General features: G+C 73.3%; 13 protein-coding genes and 1 pseudogene. 5 read left to right on the top strand and 9 right to left on the bottom strand.

What is annotated here, in order from left to right:
* Nucleotides 1-420 precede the first annotated feature (420 nt).
* Nucleotides 421-870, top strand: coding sequence for a PTS glucose transporter subunit IIA (locus AB0N63_RS31540; RefSeq protein ID WP_365534382.1), 450 nt, complete (start codon nt 421-423; stop codon nt 868-870).
* Nucleotides 871-948: 78 nt separating this feature from the next.
* Nucleotides 949-2,619: a phosphoenolpyruvate--protein phosphotransferase gene (gene ptsP / locus AB0N63_RS31535; RefSeq protein ID WP_365534380.1), complete on the top strand. Its 1,671-nt coding sequence runs from the start codon at nt 949-951 to the stop codon at nt 2,617-2,619.
* A 101-nt stretch (nt 2,620-2,720) separates the two neighbouring features.
* On the opposite strand, the gene AB0N63_RS31530 is transcribed toward ptsP, so the two are convergent.
* Nucleotides 2,721-3,614 carry a hypothetical protein gene (locus AB0N63_RS31530; protein WP_365534378.1) on the bottom strand — a complete coding sequence of 298 codons (894 nt, stop codon included), beginning with the start codon at nt 3,612-3,614 and terminating at the stop codon, nt 2,721-2,723.
* Nucleotides 3,615-3,830: 216 nt separating this feature from the next.
* Entirely contained in the window at nt 3,831-5,798 is a 1,968-nt protein-coding gene (locus AB0N63_RS31525; RefSeq protein ID WP_365534376.1) for an acetoacetate--CoA ligase, read from the bottom strand.
* Between the two features lie 213 nt (nt 5,799-6,011).
* Here AB0N63_RS31525 and AB0N63_RS31520 point away from each other — a divergent pair, with 213 nt between their 5' ends.
* Complete coding sequence (locus AB0N63_RS31520; protein ID WP_365534374.1) at nt 6,012-8,381, top strand: glycoside hydrolase family 31 protein; 2,370 nt, start codon at nt 6,012-6,014, stop codon at nt 8,379-8,381.
* Here the strand turns inward: AB0N63_RS31520 and AB0N63_RS31515 are convergent.
* On the bottom strand, nt 8,372-8,908 hold the full coding sequence (locus tag AB0N63_RS31515) for an NUDIX domain-containing protein (RefSeq protein ID WP_365534371.1): 537 nt from the start codon (nt 8,906-8,908) through the stop codon (nt 8,372-8,374). The genes AB0N63_RS31520 and AB0N63_RS31515 overlap by 10 nt on opposite strands.
* 474 nt (nt 8,909-9,382) lie before the next feature.
* On the opposite strand from AB0N63_RS31515, the gene glpK reads away from it, so the two are divergent.
* Nucleotides 9,383-10,903 carry a glycerol kinase GlpK gene (glpK, locus tag AB0N63_RS31510; protein ID WP_365534369.1) on the top strand — a complete coding sequence of 507 codons (1,521 nt, stop codon included), beginning with the start codon at nt 9,383-9,385 and terminating at the stop codon, nt 10,901-10,903.
* Between the two features lie 83 nt (nt 10,904-10,986).
* Here glpK and AB0N63_RS31505 read toward each other — a convergent pair whose 3' ends face one another.
* The 5 genes and pseudogenes from AB0N63_RS31505 to AB0N63_RS31485 all read right to left on the bottom strand — a co-directional run bounded on the left by AB0N63_RS31505 (nt 10,987) and on the right by AB0N63_RS31485 (nt 18,925).
* Nucleotides 10,987-11,595: an ATP/GTP-binding protein gene (locus tag AB0N63_RS31505; protein WP_365534368.1), complete on the bottom strand. Its 609-nt coding sequence runs from the start codon at nt 11,593-11,595 to the stop codon at nt 10,987-10,989.
* Nucleotides 11,576-15,212, bottom strand: a pseudogene (locus tag AB0N63_RS31500) (hydantoinase B/oxoprolinase family protein). Before AB0N63_RS31500 ends, AB0N63_RS31505 begins: the two are co-directional and overlap by 20 nt.
* A 24-nt stretch (nt 15,213-15,236) precedes the next feature.
* Complete coding sequence (locus AB0N63_RS31495) at nt 15,237-15,632, bottom strand: DUF742 domain-containing protein (RefSeq protein WP_365534366.1); 396 nt, start codon at nt 15,630-15,632, stop codon at nt 15,237-15,239.
* A 9-nt stretch (nt 15,633-15,641) separates the two neighbouring features.
* The gene (locus AB0N63_RS31490; protein WP_365534364.1) at nt 15,642-16,076 is read right to left on the bottom strand and encodes a roadblock/LC7 domain-containing protein; all 435 of its coding nucleotides are present in this window, start codon (nt 16,074-16,076) and stop codon (nt 15,642-15,644) included.
* Nucleotides 16,073-18,925, bottom strand: a complete 2,853-nt coding sequence (locus AB0N63_RS31485; protein WP_365534395.1) for a nitrate- and nitrite sensing domain-containing protein — start codon at nt 18,923-18,925, stop codon at nt 16,073-16,075. The genes AB0N63_RS31490 and AB0N63_RS31485 overlap by 4 nt, the downstream gene beginning before the upstream one ends.
* A gap of 421 nt (nt 18,926-19,346) precedes the next feature.
* Between AB0N63_RS31485 and AB0N63_RS31480 the strand changes: the two genes are divergently transcribed.
* The gene (locus AB0N63_RS31480; protein WP_365534362.1) at nt 19,347-19,904 is read left to right on the top strand and encodes a hypothetical protein; all 558 of its coding nucleotides are present in this window, start codon (nt 19,347-19,349) and stop codon (nt 19,902-19,904) included.
* Between the two features lie 272 nt (nt 19,905-20,176).
* Here the strand turns inward: AB0N63_RS31480 and AB0N63_RS31475 are convergent, their stop codons facing one another.
* Nucleotides 20,177-24,994 (bottom strand): hypothetical protein, encoded by a 4,818-nt coding sequence (locus AB0N63_RS31475; RefSeq protein ID WP_365534360.1) that lies wholly within the window; start codon nt 24,992-24,994, stop codon nt 20,177-20,179.
* Nucleotides 24,995-25,027 lie beyond the last annotated feature (33 nt).

The raw sequence follows: 25,027 nt of genomic DNA, 5'->3' as shown, positions 1-25,027 counted from the left end.
GGCGTTGACTTTTGGCACGCTGTTGAGTTCTCAAGGAACGGACGCTTCCTTCGTACTCACCCTCTCGGGCTTTCCTCCGGGCGCTTCCCTTCGGTGTTCCAAACTCTACCAGGGTTTTCCGGTCTCTCTGACCACCGTCCCGCGGACATGCGGAAGATGATCCCGAGATAGGATCTGACAAGTTGGATGCCGCCGGGCGGGCACGCTGGTGAGCGTCACTCGTCCCCGACAGGAGCACGACTCTACAGCGCTCCGCCGAGTGGGTGCAAATCCGTTGGAAGGGTGGTCTAGACCACCAACGGGAGCTGTCGTAAGCTCTCGCCCGGAACCGGTACTTACCGTGACATACCCTGCTGCACAGCGCGCCGTCCGGGACAAGCAGTGACGGCTCATCGACTCTCCACCCCTGGGAGGCTTCCCATGACCACCGTGACGTCACCGCTCGCCGGACGCGCCATCGGACTCGCTGCCGTGCCGGACCCGGTCTTCTCCGGTGCCATGGTCGGCCCCGGCACGGCGATCGATCCCGTGCGTGAACCGTCCGAGGTGGTCTCTCCCGTGGACGGGGTCATCGTCTCGCTGCACCCGCACGCCTTCGTCGTCGTCGACGAGCAGGGCCACGGCGTGCTCACCCACCTCGGCATCGACACGGTTCAGCTCAACGGCGAGGGCTTCGAGCTGCTCGTGAACAAGGGCGACACGGTGACGCGCGGCCAGGCCGTGGTGCGCTGGAACCCCGCCGCCGTCGAGGCGGCCGGCAAGTCCCCCGTCTGCCCGGTCGTGGCCCTGGAGGCCACCGCCGAATCGCTCACCGATCTGCGCGACAGCGGCGAGCTGAAGACCGGCGACAGTCTCTTCTCCTGGAAGTGACTCCCCCGCCGTTCCGGATACGGCGACCAGAACAACCACCACAGCGGCCCAGCCGCCGCACTAATGGAGACGGGTGAGATGGAGACAACACTGCGAGGCGTCGGTGTGAGTCACGGGGTGGCCATCGGCGAGGTGCGGCACATGGGCACGGCGGTACTGGAGCCGCCCGCCAAGCAGATACCGGCTGACGACGCGGAGCGCGAACAGGGGCGCGCCCGTCAGGCCGTGGAGGCTGTGGCGGCCGACCTGACCGCGCGCGGCAATCTCGCGGGCGGCGAAGCCCAGGCGGTGCTCGAGGCGCAGGCCCTGATGGCGCTGGACCCCGAACTGATCGCGGACGTGGACCGGCGTATCGCCGTGGGCAGCACCGCCGAGCGCGCGGTCTACGACGCCTTCGCCGCCTACCGGGACCTGCTCGCCGGCGCCGGCGAGTACCTCGCGGGCCGGGTGGCCGACCTGGACGACGTACGCAACCGCATCGTGGCGCGTCTGCTCGGCGTGCCCATGCCGGGTGTGCCGGACAGCGACGAGCCCTACGTCCTGGTCGCCCGGGATCTCGCTCCCGCCGACACGGCGCTGCTGGACCCGCGGCTCGTCCTCGGCTTCGTCACCGAGGAGGGCGGCCCGACGAGCCACAGCGCCATCCTGGCGCGGGCGCTCGGCGTGCCGGCCGTCGTGGCTCTGCCCGGCGCCGGTGAACTGGCCGAGGGCACGGTGATCGCGGTGGACGGCAGCAGCGGCGAGATCTTCGTGAACCCCAGCGCCGAGAAGAAGGCGCAGCTGGAGGCCGCGGCCGCCGAGCGCGAGGCCGCACTGGCCGCCTCGACGGGGCCGGGCGTCACCTCCGACGGGCACAAGGTGCCGCTGCTCGCCAACATCGGCGGCCCCGCCGACGTGGCGGCGGCGGTCGAGGCCGGTGCCGAGGGTGTGGGCCTGTTCCGGACCGAGTTCCTCTTCCTGGACGACGACAAGAAGGCACCCTCGGAGGAGAAGCAGGTCGAGGCGTACCGGCAGGTGCTGGAGGCCTTCCCCGAGGGCCGGGTGGTCGTGCGGGTGCTGGACGCGGGTGCGGACAAACCGCTCGAGTTCCTGACCCCGGCCGACGAGCCGAACCCAGCCCTCGGTGTGCGCGGTCTGCGGACGCTGCTGGACCACCCGGAGGTGCTGCGCACGCAGCTGACGGCGCTCGCGAAGGCTGCCGAGGGGCTGCCGGTGCACCTGGAGGTCATGGCTCCGATGGTGGCGGACCGGGCGGACGCCAAGGCGTTCGCGGACGCCTGCCGTGCGGCGGGGCTGCGGGCGAAGTTCGGCGCGATGGTCGAGATCCCGTCGGCGGCGCTGCGGGCGCGCTCGGTGCTTCAGGAGGCCGAGTTCCTGTCGCTGGGGACCAATGACCTGGCGCAGTACACCTTCGCGGCCGACCGTCAGGTGGGTGCGGTGTCCCGGCTGCAGGACCCGTGGCAGCCCGCGCTGCTCGACCTGGTCGCGATGGCCGCCGACGCGGCCCAGGCCGAGGGCAAGAGCTGTGGTGTCTGTGGCGAGGCCGCCTCCGACCCGCTGCTCGCGTGTGTGCTGACCGGGCTGGGTGTCACCTCCCTGTCCATGGGTGCGGCGTCGCTTCCCTATGTCCGGGCGACTTTGGCGAAGTACACGCTCGCGCAGTGCGAGCGTGCCGCTGCGGCGGCCCGCGCCGCGGACAGCGCCGAAGAGGCGCGGCAGGCGGCTCAGGCGGTGCTGTCGGGCGAGTGATCCGGCCGTCGGCCGTTCTCCGGCCGGCCCGGGAGGGGCGCTTCACCTGCGGGTGGGGCGCCCCTCCTTGTGTTCCGGACCGGTATGGCCCGCGATGGGTTTCAGTGGCGATGCGGGGCTGTCGGTCCTTCGTCGCCGAGGTCGGGCGGCACGCAGTAGTCGACGCCGGATTCCGGGGCGACGAGGTCGCCGGATTCGATGTCGGTGCAGTATGCGTCGAAGACCTCGCCGGCGGTGAGGGGTTGCAGGCCGTCGCCGCGCAGACGCCAGCCGTAGATCCGGTCCGGAAGGCCCGGGGCGATGGTGCGCATGACGAGTCCGCCGGGACTGCGGGTGGCGATGCCGAGGGCGAGGACCGTGGTGAATTCGAGGGCCTCGGCCTCGTCCAGGCTGACGGCTCCGTCGTCCTCGTCGTCCGCGTGGAGGACGGCGGTGAGGGTTTCCGGTGCGGTCGAGGCGCTGCAGACCAGGTGTCGGTCGCCGGGCGGCGCGGTGTCGAGGATGCGGGCGACCAGTTCCGCGGCCCGGGCGAAGGCGGCGCGGCCGATGTCCTCGCCGCAGGAGGTGCAGGGGCCGAGCCGGGACAGCAGGGTGGAGGCGTACTCCCAGGTGGCCTGGCGGACGGCTTCGCCCACGAGGTCGGGGACGATGTCGGCCAGGGGCCTGCCGTCGTAGGGCAGGTTCGGTCCGGTGGCCGCGAGTTCGGCGGTGTAGCGGGTACGGCTCGCCGGGGCGTCGGGGTCGAGGCCGACGTCCGTGCAGTACGCGGCGTATTCCTCGGGGTCGAAGAGGGCGACGGTGGTGTGGCTGCCCTGCGCGGCCCTGGTTTTGAGGAGTTCCTCGACCTGTTGCAGGTAGGTGGTGTGGTCGTCGAAAGTGAAGCTGCGGTAGCGCCGCATGGCGCGGAAGTCCCGTTCGTCGGCGAGCAGGCCGATGGTGCCGGCGATCTCCCGGCGCAGGACGTGCCGCAGGGTGTGGTGGTCGGTGTGCGCCATGTACTTCCCCCGTGTTCGTTCGTCCCCTGTACGCAGGGACCGATCAAAGCTCACTCAGAGTAATCGAGGGCACTGACAACGCGGGGTGAGAGCCGGACGGCGGCGGACGGCGCTGGTCACGGGTGGGGGTGGGGCTGTCCGACGTGGCTGCGGACGGCCCCGGTCCTCGCCGAGTGTGACGGCGGGGCCGGGGCCGCCGGGGCTGACCGGGATGCGTCAGGCGCGCTTGCGGGCCAGGTCCTCGTAGAAGCGCAACATGGCGAGGTCGTCGATGGAGCCGGGGTTGACCGCCTTCTCCAGGGGGGTGCCCTGCAGGAGGCGCTTGACCGGGACCTCGATGCGCTTGCCGGTCAGGGTGTGCGGGATGCCCGGCACCGCGATGATCTCGTCGGGGACGTGACGGGGCGAGAGCTGCTCACGGATGGTGCGCCTGACGCGGTCCAGGAGGGCGTCGTCGAGCACGGCGCCGGGGGCGAGGTGCACGAAGAGGGGCATCCAGTAGCCGCCGTCGGGCTGTTCGACTCCGATGACGAGGGATTCCTTGATCTCCGGCAGCCGTTCGACGGCCTCGTAGATGTCTGCGGATCCCATGCGGACGCCCTGACGGTTCAGGGTGGAGTCGGAACGGCCGTGGATGATCACGGAGCCGCGTGAGGTGAGGGTGATCCAGTCGCCGTGCCGCCAGACGCCGGGGTACATGGCGAAGTAGCTGTCGTGGTAGCGGCTGTCGTCGGGGTCGTTCCAGAAGTGGATCGGCATGGACGGCATGGGGTTGACGACGACCAGCTCGCCGACCTCGTCGGTGAGCGGTGCGCCGCTCGGGTCCCAGGACTGGAGGTCGGTGCCGAGGCAGGGGGCCTGGAGTTCGCCGATGTACACCGGGAGGGTCGGCACGGCGCCGGCGAAGCAGGAGCAGACGTCGGTGCCGCCGCTGACGGAGGCGATCCACACGTCGTCGCCGACCTCGTCGTGCAGCCAGCGGAAGCCGTCGGGCGGGAGCGGCGAGCCCGTGGTGGCGACGCAGCGGACCGAGGAGAGGTCGAAGTCGCGGGCGGGGTGCACCTCCGCCTTGCGGCAGGCCATGACGTACGCGGCGGAGGTGCCGAAGAGGGTGGCTCCGGTGCGTTCGGCGACCCGCCACTGGGCGCCGGTGTCGGGGTGACCCGGGCTGCCGTCGTAGAGGACGATCGTCGTGCCGGTCAGCAGGCCGGAGACGAGGAAGTTCCACATCATCCAGCCGGTCGACGTGTACCAGAAGAAGCGGTCCTGCGGGCCGAGGTCGCAGTGCAGGCCGAGCTGCTTGAGGTGCTCGACGAGGATGCCGCCCTGGGACTGCACGATCGCCTTGGGCAGGCCGGTGGTGCCGGAGGAGTACAGGACCCACAGCGGGTGGTCGAACGGCACCTGCTCGAAGACGGGCGCCACGTCGGCGGAGGTCAGGGCGGACCACTCCAGGGCGCCCTCGGGGGCCGGGGTGCCGAGCAGGGGGATGTGGACGACGCCCCGCAGGGTGGGCAGTTCGCGGCGCAGTTCGGTGACGACGTCGCGGCGGTCGTGCTCCCTGCCGCCGTAGCGGTAACCGTCGACGGTGAACAGGACGACGGGTTCCACCTGCTGGAACCGGTCCAGGACGCTGCGGGCGCCGAAGTCGGGGGCGCAGGAGGTCCACACGCCGCCCACCGCGGCCGTGGCGAGGAGGGCGACGACGGCCTGGGGGACGTTCGGCAGGTAGCCGCTGACGCGGTCGCCGGGGCGTACGCCGAGGGCGCGCAGTTCGGCGGCCAGGGAACCGACCTGGCGGCGCAGTTCGGCCCAGGTCACGGGGCGCGGCTCGTGGGTCTCGTCGAGGTGGAGGAGGGCGGGCTCGTCCGGGCGGGTGTCGGCGGCGCGCAGCGCGTGCTCGGCGTAGTTCAGCCGCGCGCCGGGGAACCACTCGGCGCCGGGCATGGAGCGATCGCCCAGTACGCGCGCGTAGGGGGTGGAGAACCGTACGTCGAACCACTCCGTGACGGCTTTCCAGAAGGTGTCCAGCTGTTCGACGGACCAGTGGTGGAGGGCCGGGTAGCCGCCCTCGGCGGGCGCTCCGTGGTGCTCGGCCGCCCAGGTCTGGAACTCGGTGATCTGTGCGTCGGCGGTCCGCTGCGGGTCGGGCTGCCAGAGCGGCTGGGGGTTCTCGGTCGACATGGGCGGCTCCCGGACTGTGCGCGTCGTGTGCGTCGGTCCGCGCACGTGCTGGGGTGTGCGCGTGACGCGGCTGACACGGACGATGCCATGTGATCGACTTGCGCACCAGGGCTCGCCTCACACGGTGCGTGCCGTGAAGATGTCGTCCGAGCCTGGGTGAACGGCAGTTGAACGACGCCCTCACGGCGATCGGTCGATGGCAGGGTGAGCGGCATGGGAGCTCGTGACCTGGTGCGTTCGGTGAAGGCGGTCGGTTCGGCGGGGGCGGTCCGCACCGTACGCGCCGCCTTGCGCAGACGGCGCGTGGACGCCAAGGGGCTGCCGCCGCGCGGGGCCGAGCGCGCGCGGGTGCCCGGTGCGGTGGTGGACGCGGAGGCGCGGCCCGGGGGCGGCGTTCTGCGTTTCGGCCGGTCGCGGCTGTGGGTCCGGGTCGCCGTGAACGGCGCCGTCTTCTGGGGCTGGGACGGGGCGGGCCCCGAGCCGTCGTACGCGCTCGCCGGGCGTTGTCCGGAGCCGGATCCGCGGGCGGTGCTGGAGCCGGACAAGGACGGCGGCTGGCGGGTGGTGGCGGAGCGGGTCACGGTCGCCGTCTCGCGGCACGGCGCGATCCAGGTGTGCACGCCCGGCGGTGTGCCGCTGCGGCGGGACCTGCCGCCGCGGTGGTGGGAGCCGGTGGGCGGCGGCGCGGCGCGCTGGACGCAGCGCTCGGAGGTGGCGGCCGACGCCCGGTTCTTCGGCCTGGGCGGGCGGGCGCCCGGGCCGCGGCTGCGCGACGGCGCGCACCGGCTGTGGAACACCGATCCCGGTCGCCCGTTCGGCCCCGGTGACGGTCCGCTGTACATCACGATGCCTGTGCAGTGGGTCGTCGCCGACGCGGGCACGCATCTGGTGTTCCACGACAACTCCTTCGACGGCACGGTCACGCTGCGGGAGGGTGTGGAGGGCGCCGGTTCGGGTCATGACCGGGCGGGGACGAGCGAGCTGAGGATGGACGGCGGTCCGCTGCGCTGCTGGGTGGTCGTCGGCACTCCCGCGCGCGTGGCGCAGGTCTGGGCCTCGCTCACCGGGGCGGCGGCGGTGCCGCCCGCGTGGGCGCTCGGCCACCAGCACGCCCGCCGGGGTCTCGGCGACGAGCAGGAGGTGCGGCGGATCGTCGCGGGCTACCACGAGCACGGGTTGCCCCTGGACGCGGTGCACCTGGACGTCGACCACCACGACGCGCACCAGGTGTTCACGGTTGACCAGGACCGTTTCCCGAAGCTGCCGGTGCTGGCCGAGGAGCTGCGCCGGGACGGGATCCGGCTGGTGTCGATCGTCGATCCCGCGGTGCGGGCCGTGCCCGGGAACGCCGTGTTCGAGGCGGGATCGGCCGAGGACGCCTTCGTGCGGGACGCGTCGGGGAGTGTGGTGCGGGGCGTGGCGCGGCCCGGGGAGGTGGTCTTCCCGGACTTCACGCACGCGCGCGTGCGGGAGTGGTGGGGCGGGCTCTACGAGGAGCGGATCGCACAGGGGTTCTCGGGCTTCTGGCACGACATGAACGAGCCGACCTCGTTCGCCGCCTTCGGTGAGACGACGCTCCCCCGCTCGGCACGGCACGCGCTGGAGGGCCGGGGCGGCGACCATCGCGAGGCGCACAACGTGTACGCGCTGTGCATGGCGCGCGCCGGGTACGAGGGGGTGCGCGAACGGGTGCCCGAGGAGCGGCCGTTCGTCTTCTCCCGCTCGGGCTGGGCCGGAATGCAGCGGTACGGCGGTACGTGGTCGGGGCACGTGGCCACCGGCTGGCCGGGGCTGCGGGCTTCGCTGTCACTGGTGCTGGGTCTCGGTCTGTGCGGGGTGCCGTACTCGGGGCCGGACGTCGGCGGGTTCGACGGCTCTCCTTCGCCGGAGCTGTATCTGCGCTGGTTCCAGCTGGCCTCGTACCTGCCGCTGTTCCGGACCCACGCGAGTCTGCGGGCGGGTCGCCGGGAGCCGTGGGAGTTCGGGGCGCACGTGCTGCGGCACGCGCGCGTGGCGCTCGTCGAGCGCCGCCGCCTGCAGCCGTACTTCGTGACGCTGGCGCAGCTGGCCCGGCGCACGGGGGCGCCCTATGTGCGTCCGGTGTGGTGGGGGGCTCCGGAGGACCGTGCGCTGCGCGACTGCGAGGACGCGTTCCTGCTCGGCGATGCCCTGCTGGTGGCTCCGGTGCTCGACGCCGGGGCGGACCGGCGCGGGGTGCGGCTGCCGCGGGGCCGCTGGTACGACACGGCGACGGGGCGGGCGTACGAAGGGCCGGGGCGGGCGGTCGTGGACGCTCCGCTCGCGCGGATACCGGTGTTCGCGCGCGCGGGGGCGGTGATCCCCGTGCGCGGCGATCAGGGCGGGCTGGAGCTGGAGGTGTGGGCGCCGGCCGCGGGGCGTACCGGGGGCGGGCTGGTGGTGCCGGACCCCGGTGACGGCTGGGCGGAGGCGGAGGTGGAGCGCTACACGGTGCGGCTCCAGGACGGGCGGGCGGTGGTGGAGGGTGAGCGGGAGGGCGGTGCCAAGGCGCCCTCCCGGCCGGTGCGCGTGCGGGGGCTTGACGGGGACCGGGGTCAGATGTAGCGGCCCTCGAACCAGGCGCGTGCGGCGATGGTGTGCAGCGGGAAGGCCAGCTCCTCGGGCCTGCGCAGCAGGTGCCAGCCCTCGGTCTCGTCCGTCGCGGCGGACTGCGGCAGGGTGTCGGCCGGGCGTTCGGGGAGCAGGCCGAAGAGCAGCAGGTGGCCGTCGGGCGCGCTCATGGCGTCGATGAGCCGTACGTCGCGGGCGGCCGCGTCGATCCCGGTCTCCTCCTTGAGTTCGCGGACCACGGCGTGCCGCCAGTCCTCCCGGTCGTCGATGTAGCCGCCGGGCAGTGCGGTGCCTCCGCGCGCGGGAGCGATGGTGCGGGTGATCACGACCAGGGCGGTGCCTTTGGTGTCGTACACGGGCTGGAGGGCCACGGCGACCGGCAGCGGGTTGCGGTAGGTCGCCGTCCCGCAGGACGGGCAGGTGCGGGGCCAGCCGGTGACGCCCTCTGCGTAGGGCGCTCCGCAGCTCGAACAGTGCGAGCCTGGTGCGGAGTTGGCGGTCAGGTGCTGATTCTCGGACACGCGCGGACTGTATCCGATGAGACGACAAGCGTCTTGTCGCGGCCGGCTCGGCGACCGTCACCGCCGGGAGCCGGGTCCCGGCGGTGGACGCGGGCGTTGCCGGGGTGACACGGGTTGACGCTGTCGGTGTCCGGCGGAACACTTGACGTGACGGCCGGCGGGTCGCGCGGACGCGGCGCACTCCCGGTGCCTGGCCGCCCGTGCTCGCCGTGCGCGGGCCCTGTTCGCGTCGGGGTGGTCGTGCTCCTGGCCCATCGCGCGCAGATTCATGCGGTTGCGGACAAAATGACATCAGTGAGGGCTTCGGGGGCTCATCGCTCCCGGCCCTCGGCCGTGTCCGCGCACCCAGGGGCACGGCCGTACGACCCGCCGGACCCGCAGCCCGGGCCCGCACACCGTTTCCGCTGATCGGAAGGGCGCTCCCGGGCACCGGCCACGGCGCGGCCCTCCGACCCTCGCCAGCTAGGGGTAGCCATGACGGACAACGCCGAGAAGTACGTGGCCGCAATCGACCAGGGCACCACTTCGAGCCGCTGCATCGTCTTCGACCACAGCGGCTCCATCGTCGCGGTCGACCAGCGCGAGCACCGCCAGATCTTCCCCAAGCCCGGCTGGGTCGAGCACGACGCCACGGAGATCTGGTCCAAGACCCAGGCCGTGGTGGCGGGCGCGACGGCCAAGGCGGGGCTGCGCGCCGACCAGGTCAGCGCCCTCGGCATCACCAATCAGCGCGAGACGACGGTCCTGTGGGACCGTGCGACGGGCAAGCCCGTGCACAACGCGATCGTCTGGCAGGACACCCGCACCGCGGCGCTGTGCGACGAACTGGGCGGCACGGAGGGGCAGGATCGTTTCCGCGAGCAGACCGGCCTACCGCTCGCCAGCTACTTCTCCGGACCGAAAGCGGCGTGGCTGCTGGACCACGTGCCGGGCCTGCGCGACCGCGCCGAGCGTGGGGAGATCGCCTTCGGCACCATCGACTCCTGGCTCATCTGGAACCTGACCGGCGGCACCAACGGCGGCAGGCACGTCACCGACGTCACCAACGCCGGTCGCACCATGCTGATGAACCTGGAGACCCTCCAGTGGGACGAGTCCATCCTCTCCGCGATGAACATCCCGGAGGCGATCCTCCCCGAGATCCGGTCCTCCTCGGAGGTGTACGGCACCGCTGTGGGGCCGCTGGCCGGTGTGCCGGTGGCGTCGGCCCTGGGCGACCAGCAGGCGGCCGTGTTCGGGCAGGCCTGCTACGACATGGGGGACGCCAAGAACACCTACGGCACCGGCAGCTTCCTGTTGCTGAACACCGGCAACCGGCCCGTGCCGTCCAAGAACGGCCTGCTCACCACCATGGGCTACAAGATCGGTGAGGAGGCCCCGGTCTACTGTCTGGAGGGCGCGATCGCGATCACGGGCGCGCTGGTGCAGTGGTTCCGCGACCAGCTCGGCATCATCCGCACCGCCGACGAGATCGAGCCGCTGGCGGCGAGCGTCGCGGACAACGGCGGCGCGTACATCGTGCCCGCCTTCTCCGGCCTGTTCGCACCGTACTGGCGTTCGGACGCCCGGGGCGTGGTCACCGGGCTGACCCGGTACGTCACCAAGGCGCACCTGGCGCGGGCGGTGCTGGAGGCGACCAGCTGGCAGACGCGCGAGGTGGTGGACGCGATGTACCAGGACTCCGGGGTGGAACTGACCACCCTGAAGGTGGACGGCGGCATGACGAAGAACAACCTGCTCATGCAGCACCAGGCGGACGTGCTCGGCGTCCCGGTGATCCGTCCCGAGGTCTCCGAGACCACCTGTCTGGGCGCCGCCTACGCGGCCGGGCTCGCCACCGGGGTGTGGAACGACCTCGACGAGCTGAAGTCGCACTGGAAGAAGGACGCCGAGTGGACGCCGTCCATGGAGCCGGCCGTCCGCGACCGCGAGCACCACAACTGGCGCAAGGCCGTGGAGAAGAGCTTCGGCTGGCTGGAGGACGGCGAGGACTAGGGCGTCCCGTTCGGATCACGCCGGGCTCGTGGGTGCGCCGACGTGCCGTACGCGCGCGTGCCCGCGTGCCGTACGCGCGCGTGTCAGGTGGTGACCGCGCGCCGGCGGCGGCCCGCGGTGTACTTCATCGCGTGCTGCACCAGGCCGACGAGGATCTCCTTGACCGACTCCCGGTCGCGGGCGTCGCACAGCAGCAACGGCACCCCGTCGTCCAGATCGAGGGCCCGGCGGACGTCCTCGGCCGGGTAGCGAGCCGCGTCCTCGAAGCAGTTGACGCCGACGAGGAAGGGGATGTCGCGCCGCTCGAAGTAGTCGATGGCGGCGAAGCAGTCCTCCAGTCGGCGGGTGTCGGCCAGGACGACCGCGCCGAGGGCGCCCTCGGACAGCTCGTCCCACATGAACCAGAACCGCTCCTGACCGGGGGTGCCGAAGAGGTACAGCACCAGGTCCTCGCGCAGGGTGATGCGGCCGAAGTCCATGGCCACGGTGGTGGTGTGCTTGCCCTCCACGCCGCTGACGTCGTCGACCGGACGGCCCGCCTCGGTGAGCACCTCCTCGGTGCGCAGCGGTCTGATCTCGCTGACCGCGCCGACCAGGGTGGTCTTGCCCACGCCGAATCCGCCGGCCACCAGGACCTTGAGCGTGACGGGCTCGACCGGGGGCTTGCCGCGCTCAGTACGCCCGAAGATCATCGTTCACTTCTCCTGCTCGATGGGTCGGGCGGCGGTGGGCCGTAGCCTCCGCCGCCGGGGGTGACGACGACGAGCACGTCGCCGGGGCCGACGTCGGCCGAGCCGCTGGAGCCGAGAGGGACGACCGTGCCGTCGGCGCGTTCCACCCGGGCGGAGCCGAGTGCTCCCGGCCCGCCGCCCGCCATGCCGTACGGCGGGACCCTGCGGTGCTGGGACAGCGTGGAGACGGTCATGGGTTCCAGGAACCGGATGCGGCGCACCGCGCCGTCCCCGCCGGGCCAGCGTCCGGCACCACCGCTGCCGTGCCGGACGGCGAACTCCTCCAGCCGCACGGGCAGCCGCCATTCGAGGACTTCCGGGTCGGTGAGCCGGGAGTTGGTCATGTGGGTCTGCACGACGCTCGCGCCGGGGAAGCCGTCGCCGGCCCCGGAGCCGGAGGCGACGGTCTCGTAGTACTGGTGCCGCTCGTTGCCGAAGGCGACGTTGTTCATCGTCCCGGAGCCTTCCGCCTGCACGCCGAGCGCCGCGTAGAGGGCGCCGGTGACGGCCTGGGAGGTCTCCACGTTGCCCGCGACGACGGCGGCCGGCGGCTCGGGGCTCAGCATCGTGCCGGCCGGGACGACGATCTCCAGGGGGCGCAGACAGCCGTCGTTGAGCGGGATGTCGTCGGCGACCAGGGTGCGGAAGACGTACAGGACGGCGGCGTGGACGACGGAGCGGGGGGCGTTGAAGTTGGTGGGCAGCTGCGGTGAGGTACCGGTGAAGTCGATGACGGCCGACCGTCGCGCGCGGTCGACGGTGATCCGTACGCGGATGACGGCGCCCGAGTCGGTCTCGTAGGCGTACTCCCCGTCGGCCAGGGCGTCGATGACGCGGCGGACGGCCTCTTCGGCGTTGTCCTGGACGTGCCGCATGTAGGCCTGGACGACGTCGAGGCCGAACTCCTCGATCATGTGGCCGACTTCGTCGACGCCCTTCTGGTTGGCGGCGATCTGGGCGCGCAGGTCGGCCAGGTTGGTGTCCGGGGTGCGCGAGGGGTACGGCCCCGAGGTCAGCAGGCGGCGGGTCTCCGCCTCGCGCAGCCGGCCGTCCTCGGCGAGCAGCCAGGTGTCGAAGAGGATGCCCTCCTCGTCGATGGTGCGGCTGCCGGCGGGCATGGAGCCGGGGGCGATGCCGCCGATCTCGGCGTGGTGGCCGCGGGAGGCGACGTAGAACAGAATCCGGTCACCGTGCGTGTCCGCGTGGCCGAAGACCGGGGTGATGACGGTGACGTCGGGCAGGTGCGTGCCGCCGTGGTAAGGGTCGTTGACCGCGTAGGCGTCGCCCGGCCGCATCCCGGCGCCGCGCCGTCGTACGACCTCCTTGACGCCGGCGCCCATGGAGCCCAGGTGGACGGGGATGTGCGGGGCGTTGGCCACGAGGTTTCCGTCCGGGTCGAACAGGGCGCAGGAGAAGTCGAGGCGCTCCTTGATGTTGACCGACTGGGCCGTGGACTGCAGCCGTGCGCCCATCTGCTCGGCGATGGACATGAAGAGGTTGTTGAACACCTCAAGCAGGACCGGGTCGACTTCCGTGTCGAGATCGGAACTCTCCGTAATCGCCGTGCGTTCCACCACCAGATGCCCGCCGTCGGTGGCGGTGGCCCGCCAGCCGTCGTCGACGACGGTCGTCGCGCCGGACTCGGTGATGACCGCCGGGCCGGTGACGGCGCCGCCCGGGGGCAGGTCCTCGCGGTGGTGGAGGGATACGTCGCGCCAGGCGCCACCGGTGTGGAGCCGGACGGTGCGCGGTGCGGCGGGCCGTCCCGCGCGGGCGGGCCGGTACGGGGCGAGGGCGGAGAGATCGGGGGGTTCGGTGAGGCCGGTGGCTTCCACGGAGAGGGCTTCGACGACCACGGGACGGTCGAGGGTGAAGGAGTACGTGTGGCGATGAAGTTCTTCGAAGGCGCGCTTCATGGCGTCGGGCTCGGTGAGTCCGACGGTGAGGGCGGTGTCCGTGCCGTCGTAGCGCAGATGGGCGCGGCGGCTGACGCGGACGCTTTCCCCGGGGACGTCCTCGCCGCGCAGTTCGGCGCGGGCCGCCTCCTCGAGACGGCGGGCCGTCTCGAGGACGCCCGGCATGGCGGCGGGGTGCAGCGGTGCTTCGACGGACTGTTCACGCATGGCCGTGGTGTCGGCGAGGCCGATGCCGAGCGCGGACAGCAGGCCCGCCACGGGCGGGACGAGGACGGTGCGGATGCCGAGCGAGTCGGCGACCATGCAGGCGTGCTGTCCGCCCGCGCCGCCGAAGGTGGTGAGGGCGTAGCGGGTGACGTCGTGGCCCTTCTGCACGGAGATGCGTTTGACGGCGCCCGCGATGCCCGCGACGGCGATCCGCAGGTAGCCCTCGGCGACCTGCTCCGGGGTGCGGTCGTCGCCGGTCTGCTCGCGGATGTCGGAGGCGAGCGCGGTGAACCGGTCGCGGACGAGTTCCCGGTCGAGCGGCTGGTCGCCGTCGGGGCCGAAGACCTCGGGGAAGTGGACCGGCTGGATGCGTCCGAGCATGACGTTGGCGTCGGTGACGGTGAGCGGGCCGCCGCCCCGATAGCAGGCCGGTCCGGGGTCGGCGCCGGCCGAGTCGGGGCCCACCCGGTAGCGGGCGCCGTCGAAGTGCAGGACGGAGCCGCCGCCGGCGGCGACGGTGTGGATGTCGAGCATGGGGGCGCGCAGCCGGACGCCCGCGATCCGGGTGGTGAGGACGCGTTCGTAGGCGCCCGCGTAGTGGGAGACGTCGGTGGAGGTGCCGCCCATGTCGAAGCCGATGACCCGGTCGTACCCGGCGAGGCGGGACATGCGGGCCATGCCGACGATGCCGCCGGCCGGTCCGGAGAGGACCGCGTCCTTGCCGCGGAACCGCCCCGCCTCGGTGAGGCCGCCGTTGGACTGCATGAACATCAGCCGGACGCCGTGCAGGTCGTCGGCGACGTGCCGCACGTAGCGGCGCAGCACGGGCGAGAGGTAGGCGTCCACGACGGCGGTGTCCCCGCGCGGGACGAGTTTCATCAGGGGGCTGACCTCGCTGGAGAGCGAGATCTGCGGGAAGCCGATGCGCGCGGCCAGTTCGCCGACGGCACGTTCGTGGGCGGGGTGCAGGTGGCTGTGCAGGCAGACCACGGCGACGGCGCGGATCCCGTCGTCGTACGCCTTCCGGAGGGGGCCGGCCAGGGCATCCAGATCGGGGGCGCGCAGGACGGTGCCGTCGGCGGCGACGCGCTCGTCCACCTCGATGACACGTTCGTGCAGCAGTTCGGGCAGCTCGATGCGGCGGGCGAAGAGGTGCGGGCGGTTCTGGTAGGCGATGCGCAGGGCGTCGCCGAATCCTCGGGTGATGACGAGGAGGGTGCGCTCTCCGTGGCGCTCCAGCAGCGCGTTGGTGGCCACCGTGGTGCCCATGCGGACGGACTCCACGGGACCCGGGGTTTCGGCGAGGAGTTCGCGGACGCCGGCGACGGCCGCGTCGGCGTAGCGGGCCGGGTTGTCGGACAGGAGCTTGCGGGTGACCAGGCGGCCGTCCGGGCGCCGCGCGACGATGTCGGTGAAGGTGCCGCCCCGATCGACCCAGAACTGCCAGCCCGTCACGTCGCTACTCCGCTTCCACGCCGCTCACAGCGCCCGCAGGCCGTTGATCACGTCGCGCAGAATACTCTCGTCCGGCAGTTCGGCCGGCGGAACCGGACGGCTGACATGGACGTACTCCTCGTCCACGAGGTCGCCGACGAGGACCCGGACCACGCCGACGGGCAGGTCCAGTTCCGCGGCGAGTTCGGCGACCGACTGCGGGGTGTCGCGGCACAGCTCGACGATGTCCACGTGTTCCGGGGACAGCGTGTCGTCCGCCTCGGGGTCGTCGACGTGGGGCTCGGTGACGACGACCGCGATCAGGTCCATGCGGTGCTGGGCCCCGTGGCTGGTACGGCCCCGCGTCATGGCGTACGGGCGGACCACCGGTCCGGCGTCGTCGTCGAACCAGTGGCTTCCTGCCTGACCGTCTGCGCTCATGTCATCCCACTACCCGCCGGAGGGCAGATCGGTGCGCGGAGCCGCCGCCAGATGCACACCGACCCGCTTGACGAGAAGCGTCATCTCGTAGGCGACCTGGCCGACGTCGGAGTCGGCGTCCGACAGGACGGCCAGACAGCTGCCGTCGCCGGCGGCGGTCACGAACAGGAAGGCGCCGTCCAGTTCGACGACCGTCTGCCGGACGTTGCCCGCCTCGAAGTGCCGGCCCACGCCCTTGGCGAGGCTGTGGAAGCCGGAGGCGACGGCGGCGAGGTGCTCGCTGTCCTCCCTGGTCAGGTCCTTGGACACCCCGGTCGGCAGGCCGTCCCCGGAGAGCACGAGGGCCTTGCGGATGCTTCCGACCCGCTCCACGAGGTCGTCGAGGAGCCAGTTGAGCTGCCTCTTGTCGGTCGCGCTGTGGCCGGTGGCCTTCGGTGCGGTCATCGACCGTCCCCCTCTGTCGTTCCTGGTGCTGTACTGCCGTCGCGGGCGTCGTCGCCCGCGGCGTTCTCCTCGCGGCCGCGCTGCCAGCCGCGCTGGAGCGAGGCCATCCGGCTGCGTACCTCGTCGGCGTCGCGCTCGACGGGGTCCGCCCGGTCCTCGGTGCGCCGCTGGGGCGCCCGCTTGAGCTGCGGGGCGATGCTCGCCTGTCGTACGCGGCGGGGCAGCCCTCCGGTATCAGGCTCCGGCGCCACGGAGCCCGCGGAGGGCGCGGCCGGGTCGGTGCCGGCGTCGTCCGTGCGGCCGGCGCCGAGGGCGGGCCGGCGGGTGCGCTGCGGCAGGGCGGGAGGCTGCTCCGTGCCGTCGCCCTGGGACGGGGCCGGGGCGCCGGTCGGCTCGGGGCGGTCCGCCGGGGCGGCGGGCTTCCCCAGGGGGCTCTCGCCGCGGCGGCGGGACGGCAGCGGGGTCAGCGGCTGTCCCTCGGCTCCGGAGCCGCCCTTGCCCTCGTTCCGGTCGCGGCGGGAGCGCTGGTCGGTGACCGGGCGCCCGTGGGAGCTGACCAGCTTGGGCGTCCGGCGCTGGGGCAGCGGCACCAGCCGGTCGCCGTCGCTCTCCTTGTCGCCGCCCGTGCGGGCGGAGGCGTCGCGCAGGCCGGGGTGCTGCCGGTGCCCGGCGAGATCGCGGGGCGTCGTCCCGTCCGACCGCGGCCGGGGCACGGAGCGGCGGGGGCGGAACAGACCGCCGTCGCCGTCCTCGTCGTCCAGGACGTCCGCGAACTCTTCGATGGCGTCCAGGCCGACCGGTGCCTCCAGTTCCACCGGCCCGTCCAGGACCGAGACCGGCAGACCCGGTAGCTGCACGGCCGCCTCCGGGAGGGCGCCGCCGCGGCCGTCGTCCCGCCCGGTGCGCTCCGGGGACCGCTGCCGGTCCAGCCGGAAACCGACGCCGTTGGTGTCGGGTACGTCGTCGGTGAGCAGCGCGTCGGGCAGGAAGACGACCGCGGTGGTGCCGCCGTAGGGGGACGGCTGGAGGCAGACGCGGACGTTCTGCCGCTGGGCGAGCCGGCTGATCACGAACAGTCCGAGCCGGTCGGTGTCGGAGAGTTCGAACTCGGGTGTCTCGGCGAGCCGCAGATTGGCGTCCAGCAGTGCTTCGGCGGACATGCCGAGGCCTCGGTCGTGAATCTCCAGGGTGAAGCCGTTGGCGACGCGTTCGCCGATGACCTGCACGGCGGTGTGCGGCGGGGAGAACACCGTGGCGTTCTCCAGGAGTTCGGCGACCAGGTGCGTGATGTCGGCGACGGCGGGACCGGTCAGGGCCACGCGCGGCAGCCGGCGTACCTCCACGCGCTCGTAGTCCTCGACCTCGGCGACGGCCGCGCGGACGACGTCCATCAGCTGCACGGGTTTGCGCCACTGCCGGGACGGGGCGGCGCCGGAGAGGATCACCAGGCCCTCGGCGTGCCGGCGCATACGGGTGGTCAGGTGGTCGAGGCGGAACAGGTCGGCGAGTTCCTCGGTGTCCTCGGTCCGGCGTTCCATGGTGTCGAGGAGGGTGAGTTGCTTGTGCAGCAGGACCTGGCTGCGGCGGGCGAGGTTGACGAACACCTCGGAGACGCCGGCCCGGAGTTCGGCCTGTTTCACGGCGGCCTCGACGGCGGCGCGTTGCAAGGTGTTGAGGGCCTGGCCGACCTCGCCGATCTCGTTCTTGTCGTATTCGAGGCGGGGCACCTCGGTCTCCACGTCGACCTGTTCGCCGGCTGAGAGGCGGCGCATCACGCTCGGCAGGCGGACGCCGGACGCCTCGTGCGCCTCGGTGCGCAGTTGGCGCAGGTCGCGGATGAGGCCGCGGCCGATGCGCACGGACAGGAAGAGGGAGACGACGACGGCGATCAGACCGAGGACGCCGGTGACGGCGGCCCGCAGGATGACGCTCATCGCGACCGGGCGGACGCGGTCCTGATAGCGGTCGTCGGCCTGGTCGTCGAGGGTGCGCAGACGATCGAGGGCGGCGCCGGCGGCGGCGTCCCAGCTCTGCGCGGTCACCCCCCGGGGCATGCCCGAGCCGGTCGCGGCAGCGGCCTGTTCGGCCGCCCGCAGCGGGGCCGAGGCGGCGTTGCTCCAGAACCGCTGGTAGGGGCCGCGTTCGCCGGCGGGCAGCAGCGGCAGGCTCATGTCGTACAACAGGGTTCGCTCGGCGGCCAGTTCCGAGATGGCGCGGGTCTCGTCACGGGTGAGGGTGCCGACGACCAGCGAGGAGCCGAGCAGCGCGTCCTCACGGGAGAGGAGTTCGCGGGCGCGGGCGAGGTTGACCAGGGCGCGGTACTGCTTGTCCAGGGTGACGTCGTCGACGACGTGGAGGTCGGCGAGCAGCGCGTAGCAGGGGTCGACCAGGCGGTTGTAGAGGTCGAGCGCCTGGGTGCGGTGGAGGGTCCGGTCCTCGACGCCGCGCCGCAGGGAGGACAGGCCGTCGAAAGCGTCCAGCGCCGCGGTCAGCCGTTCCGCGGAGCCGGGGCCCAGGGCGTCGCGGACGTCGGAGTTCCGGGCGTTGCCGCGCAGTTCGGCGACGGCCTCGTCGGTGGCGGTACGGCTGCGGCGCAGCGCGGCGAGGCCGTCGAAGGCGCGCGGGTCGGCGAGGTGGACGAGGGTCTGGCGGCGTTCCTGCTGGAGCGCCCGGACGGCGTCCTCGGCGGGATAGGCGATCTCCTCCACCACGGAGGAGGTGTCGAACATCCGGGTCGCCTGTCGTCCCGTGAGGACGGTGGCGAAAGCCCAGATCGCGGTCAGGGACAGCAGCGGCACGAGAAGCAGCGCCACGATCTTCCGGCGGATGGAATTCCCGCGAAAGCGCATGGCCTCCCCCAGCTCGACCCCCACCGGCCGGGGGTACACCTGTGCGTCAACAAACGGCGCGAGCCTACTACCGACGCACAGGTATCTCGAAGGCACGAACGGAAGCCGAACTTCCGCACCAGCGGCGACAGATGGCGAGTTGTCCGGGCATGGCGGGAGATGGCTGGCCGGAATGCGAAGGTGAGGGGCGCGCTGGTCCGGGCCGGCCGAGCTGTTCCGTTGGCCGATATTTTTCGTCTGCCGGGAATCTTCACCGCGTCCCGCTCGTCCTTACACATGGGGCATGGGGGCGGAACGAGTCACTGGAGCCGCGTCCCGCGCCCGGGCGGCGTAGAACAGCGCAAGCCGGGCAGCCCACTGGGGAGCCGGTTCTTCGGACACCGGGGCGAGCGGTCTGCTGGCGGTGGGGAGTGACACGTTGATGGACACGGTGGAGCGGCGCGAGAGGGCCGCCGGCAGGGGTGGGGCGTGGCCCGCGTCGGACCGGCGGGCGGTGGATCACGACATTCCGGCGGCCAGGACCGGCAGGGATCCCGTACGCGGCGGCGACCGGCCCGCGTACGCGGAGGACCCCGCCGCGCAGCCCGCCTACCGGCCGCTGTGGGTGGAGGAGCCGGCGCGGCGGCGCAGGCTGCCGGACCCCGTGCGCGAGGCGGCGGTGCGGGCGGTGCTGATCATCGCCGTCACGCTGATCCAGGCCGTGGTGGCGTTCCTGTGCACGATGGCCGGGTCCTGGCTGGCCTTCCCGATGGTCATCAGCAGTGTGGCCAGCACGGTGGTCGCCACCTGGGCGGCGCTCGACGTGTGGGTGACCCGCCAGGTGTGGAACCAGCGCAACGGCGTGGTCTCGGCGCCCAACAGCACGGCGCGCGCCCTCAGGCGCGAGCGGCGCCGGGCCCGGCGGGAGGCACGGGCGGCCGAGCGGACGCAGAAGCGAATACGCCGCCGGGGCGGCGCTGGGCAGCTCTCGCACCCCTAGAGCCTCTCGTCTGGGTCATGCCGGGTCGCGAGCCTGGCCGTGGCACCGTTCCCCCAAGCTCTTCGAGCAGGGGACCCCACGCCGCGTCGTCGACGGTCGCCATGGCTCCGCCATGCCGCCCTCCTCCGCCCTGCGACGCTCTTCCACTGCCTGAAACGGCGTGGCAGGCGCACCCCTCACCAGACCCCGCTCCCTGATCCGGCCTGATCCAGACGAAAGACCCGAGGGTCTGTCTGACACCCGTGGAGGCTGTCCCGCTCCCCCCTCCTCGGTCACGGAGCGCTCGGTGCGGGCTTCCTGAACATGCGGGTCGCGGTGATCTCGCTGTGCACGGCCTCGCCGGCCGGGTTCTCCTGCGGCAGACCCGGCCTCAGGTGCTCCTCCACGCTGATGTACTTCAGCCCGGCCCGCAGGTCGGCGTCGTTGCGCAGCCGGATGACCAGCGGGAACTCGGCCAGCGCCGTCGTGTCGAACAGGCCGGTGGTGTAGAGGAGCTGGACCCCGAGCGCGTCGGACACGGCCCGCTGGAGTTCCAGCAGATAGGTGGCGTTGGCGCGGCCGATGGGGTTGTCCAGGAACAGCGTGCCGGCGTGGCGGTGCTTGTCGTGGCCGCGGTCGTTGCTCCGCAGGGCGGCCATGGTGCAGTACAGGGCGATGGCCGCGGTGAGCAGCTGGCCACCGGAGAAGACGTCGCCCATCTGACCGACCGGGACGCGTTCGGCGCGCAGCACCGCGTCCGGCTTGAGGATCTCCACGGCGACGCCCTTCGGCTGGAGCGCGGCGGCCACACCGCGCAGCAGCAGGGACATGCCGTCGCGGCGCAGGTCGGAGTTCTTCTTCACGGCCGCCCGGGTCGCCTCGTCGATGACCTCGCCGAGGCGCTCGGTGAGAGTCGCCTGGTCGGGCTCCTCGAAGCGGATGCGCAGGAACTCCTGCCCGGACCACTCGCCGAGGCCTTCCGGCAGCCGGGACAGGCGCTGGGCGGACCTGAGCGTGGCGAGGGCGGACTCGACCAGGCCGCGCAGCCGGTCCACGATCGAGTCGCGGTTGCGTTCCAGCTGGGCCAGTTCGTCGGTGAGGACGCGCAGCCGGGGCGCGAAGGCCTCGGCCCACTTCTGCGCGTGCTCGGGCAGGGCCGAGGCGGGCAGTTCGCGGATCTGCTGCCGGGCTGGGGTGCGCACCTGCTCGTACCGGGTGGAGTTGGCGTGCCGGACGAGGACGTCGCTCGCCTCGCGTACGGCGGCCTCGGCGGCGGACAGGTCGGCGGCGCAGCCGCGCAGCGACCGGCGGGCCTCGGCGGCGGCCTGCCGGGCCGCCTCGGGGCTGCCCGGGTACGGCTCCGGCGCCTCCTGCTCGTCCTCCGCGGTGTGCTCGCGCAGCAGATCGCGCAGCATGGCGGCGATCTCGTCGAAGCCGCCCGCGGCGTCCTCGGCGGCGCGGTGGGCCTCCAGCAGCTCGGTGTGCGCGTCGCGGGCCTGGGCCAACGCCTCGGTGCGGGAGGCGAGTTCGGCGGTGGCCGTGCGCAGCAGCGCCTGGGCGTGCTCGGCGTCGCGCGGGAGCAGTTCCTCGGGCAGCTCGGTGTGCCTCTCGCCGTCCTCGGGGGCGAGGCGTTCGGCCTCGCCGCGCAGCCGGCCGAGCTGTTCGCTCGCGGAGGACATGCGGGTCTCCAGGAGCTGCACCAGTTCGTCGGCCCGGGCCGCGGCGGCCTGCCGGGAGGGCCCGTCGGAGCCGTCGGGCGACTGGAGGAGCTGTGCGGCGCGGGTGCGGACCTTGTTGCTGAGCCGGTCGAGTTCGGCGCGGGCCGCGCTCTCGTCGCTCTCCGCGCGCGCCTGCTCGGCGCGCAGATCGGCGCCGACGCCGACCTTCTCGTAGACCTGGGAGGCGGCACGGTAGGCCTCGCGCAGGGCGGGCAGGGACGCCTTCAGCTCGTCCCCGTCGGTCTCGGGCAGGTCGTCGGGGGCGCCGGCGATCTCGGAGCGCTCCGCGCGCAGCGCGCGGGCGGTGCGGCGCGCGTCGTCCGCGGCGCGCTGGGCGGCACGCCGGTCCTCGTCGGCGGCGCGGGCGCGGTCCAGGCAGGCCTGGGCGCGGGCCTCCGACTCGGCGGCCTCGTCGGCGAGTTCGCGGAGCCTGGCCTGCCAGCCGGCGCGCTCACGCAGCCGGAAGGCGAGTCCGGCGAGGGCGTCGGCGGCGCGGCGCGCCTTCTGTGCCGCCTCCTGGCGCTCGTCACGCAGTTGCGCCGCCTCGGCGGCGGCCTCCTCGGCCTCCGCGCGTGCGGTGCGGGCCTCGGCCAGTTCGGCCTCGGTCTCCTCGGCGAAGGCGCGGGCCTCGTGGGCGGCGCGGGCCAGTTCGCTCAGGCGTCCGGCGGGGCAGCCGGTGCGCCATGAGGCGAGCCGGGCGGCCAGTTCGCGGTCCTTGCCGAGCCGGGCGGCGAGGCGGCGGATCTCCTCGTCCCGCTCGGTCGCCCGCGCGCGCAGCGCCTGCCGTTCCTCGTCGGCGGCGTGCTCGTCGTGCATGGCCGGGTTCGGGGTGACGAGGAAGATCGCGCCCTCGGTGAGGTCCTCGGCCGGAGTGGGGGCGAGCAGGGCGGCGGCGGTGCCGACGGCCACGGCGGACCGCGGCAGCAGGGCGGCGTCGGCGAGGGCTTCGCGGGCCCGCGCGTGGGTGTCGGGGTCGGTGATGATGACGCCGTCGACGAGTTCGGGGCGGGCGGCCAGCACGCGCGCGTGGTCGGCGGGGTCGACTGCTTGGGCGAGGTAGCGCCAGCCGGGCAGTGCGGGAATGCCGTGCTCGCCGAGGAACTCGACGGTGGCCAGGACGTCCGGCCCGGGCGGGAGCAGTCCCCCGTCGCCCAGCGCGCCGAGGATGCGGGCGTCGTCGGCGGCGGCGGTCCGCAGTTCGAACAGGTGCCGTTCGGCGGAGGAGACGGCGGTGTCGAGGAGTTCGCGCAGTTCGTCGGCGAAGCGGTCCAGGTCCTCCACCGTGAGAGGGCCGTCGGCGAGGGGGCGCGGCGCGCGGCCGGCCGGTGCGGTGCTCGGCCGGCCCGCGGCCGTGGAGTCGTTCCCGGCGTTTTCGGCCGCGGGCACGGCCGCGGCGCCGTCCGCGCGGCCGTGCGGCGTGGCGTCCGCGCCCTCCGCCCGTGCACCCGTCCCCGTCGCCCCGGTGGCCGCTGCCCGCGCGGGGCCGCTCAGCGGGCCCTCGACCGCCGTGCGGGGGCCAGGGACTCCGGCCCGTCCGGCGGGGGCGGCGGCCGGCAGGCTCAGCAGTTCGGCGAGCCGCTCCTCGGCGGCCAGGGCCTTGGCGATGCGGTGCTCGGCCTCGTAGGCCCGCTGTGCCGCGGTCGCCGCGTCGGCCGCGCGGGCGGCGGTGAGTTCGGCGCGGGACTCGGCCGAGGCGGCTCCACGGGCGTTCTCGGTTGCTGTGCGGGACGTCTCGCGGGCTTGGTCCCAGGCGGCGACGGCGGTCTTCTCGGCGTCGCTGGCGGCGAGAGCCGCGCGCGCCGGGTCGGCGTCGGGGGTGCTGTCGTCCAGCCAGCCGGCCCGGACGGCCTCGGCGGTCTCCTGCTCGACCTCCGCCAGCCGCTGGCGCAGATGGCCCGCCTCGCTGCGGGCGCGCTGGGCCTCCGTGGCGGCGGCGGTGGCGTCCCGGTGGGCGGTCTCCCCGGCCTCCTGGAGCTGCGCGGAGCGCTCCTCTCCCTCGTTGGCGAGGGTCTCGGCGCTCTCCGCCGCCGCGTGCAGGGCCCGTACGAGGTCGACGGCGGCCTTGGCGCGGGCGGCGAGCGCGGGCGCGGCGTCCCGTTCGGCCTCCTGGATCGCGGCGGAGACGCGGGCCACGCGGTCCGCGGCGGCGCGGTGGCGCAGTACGGCCTCGGCGGCCTGCCAGGCGGAGTGCAGGGTGCGCGCGTCGGCCAGTTCCCGCTTCTGGGCCGCGGCGGACTTCTCGGCCGCGGCCAGCGCGAGGGAGGCGTGCCGGTAGGCGAGTTCGGCGGCGATCAGGGAGCTGCGCTCGCGGGCGCTCTCGCATTGGGTGACGGTGTGCGCGGCGGCGGTGACCTGCTGGGCGAGGTCGGCGGCCCGGACCCGCTCCCGCACGGCCCGGGCGGACAGCCGGCGTACCAGGGTGCGGGTACGGCGTTCGGCCGCGGCGTGGATGTCGCGCGCGCGGGTTCGGGCCTCGGCCGCCTCGACGATCCGGCCGAGCAGGTCGACCGAGCCGGCGGTGAAGTCGCGTTCGGCGATCAGTTCGGAGCGCCGGCCGAGCTTGTTGCCGAAGCCGCTGACGAGGTCGGCGAGGCCGTCGGTGTCGCGGGTGTCGGTGACGGCGCGCAGCAGCAGGTCGGTGAAGTCGGAGTCCTTCTTCACCGCGAACAGGCCGGCCGCCTCGCCCTCGTCGGCGTTCATCTCGCGCTGGTAGCGGAAGAGTTCGGGGTCGAGGCCGAGGTCGCCGAGGTGTTCGATCCAGCGGTCGTGGATCTCCTCCCAGTGCACCTCCAGGTGCGGGTAGGCCTTGCCGGCCTCGGTGAGGGCGTCACGGAAGCCCTTCATGGTGCGCCGCCGGCCGCGGGCGCCGGAGACTCCCTCGGCGGGCGGGCGTACGGAGGTGGCCTCGGCGACGGGCAGGTTGTCCAGGGCGAGGCCGGGGCCGGGCCGGAAGGAGTACCAGGCCTCGGCGAACTTGCGGGGGTCGTTGGAGACCTGGCGTCCGCGCCACTCGCTGACCTTGCCCACGACCACGCACTCGCCGGTCAGCACGTGCTGCCACTCCAGCGCGACGTGCCCGCAGTCGTCGGCGAGCAGGAACTTGCGCAGCACGCCGGAGCTGGCGCCACCGAGGGTGTTGCGGTGGCCGGGCAGCATCACGGAGAAGATCAGCTTGAGCAGGACCGACTTGCCGCCGCCGTTCTCCAGGAAGAGCACGCCGGCGGGTGCGGGGCGGCGCGGCGGGCCGACCGGCTCCTCCTCGAAGAACTCCGCCTGGGTGGGCGCGGGGTCGGGCACCGGCCGGCCCACGCCCCGCAGGTCAAGCACGGTGTCGGCGTAGCGTGCACCGGCGGGTCCGATGGAGTAGAGGCGGACCCGGGACAGCTCGTACATGGCGGACTCTCGTCAGTCTTCGTGCGGTTCGGC

Source organism: Streptomyces sp. NPDC093260, assembly GCF_040683715.1.
GTDB classification, from domain to species: domain Bacteria; phylum Actinomycetota; class Actinomycetes; order Streptomycetales; family Streptomycetaceae; genus Streptomyces; species Streptomyces sennicomposti.
This window is presented reverse-complemented; position numbering and strand designations above follow the sequence as displayed.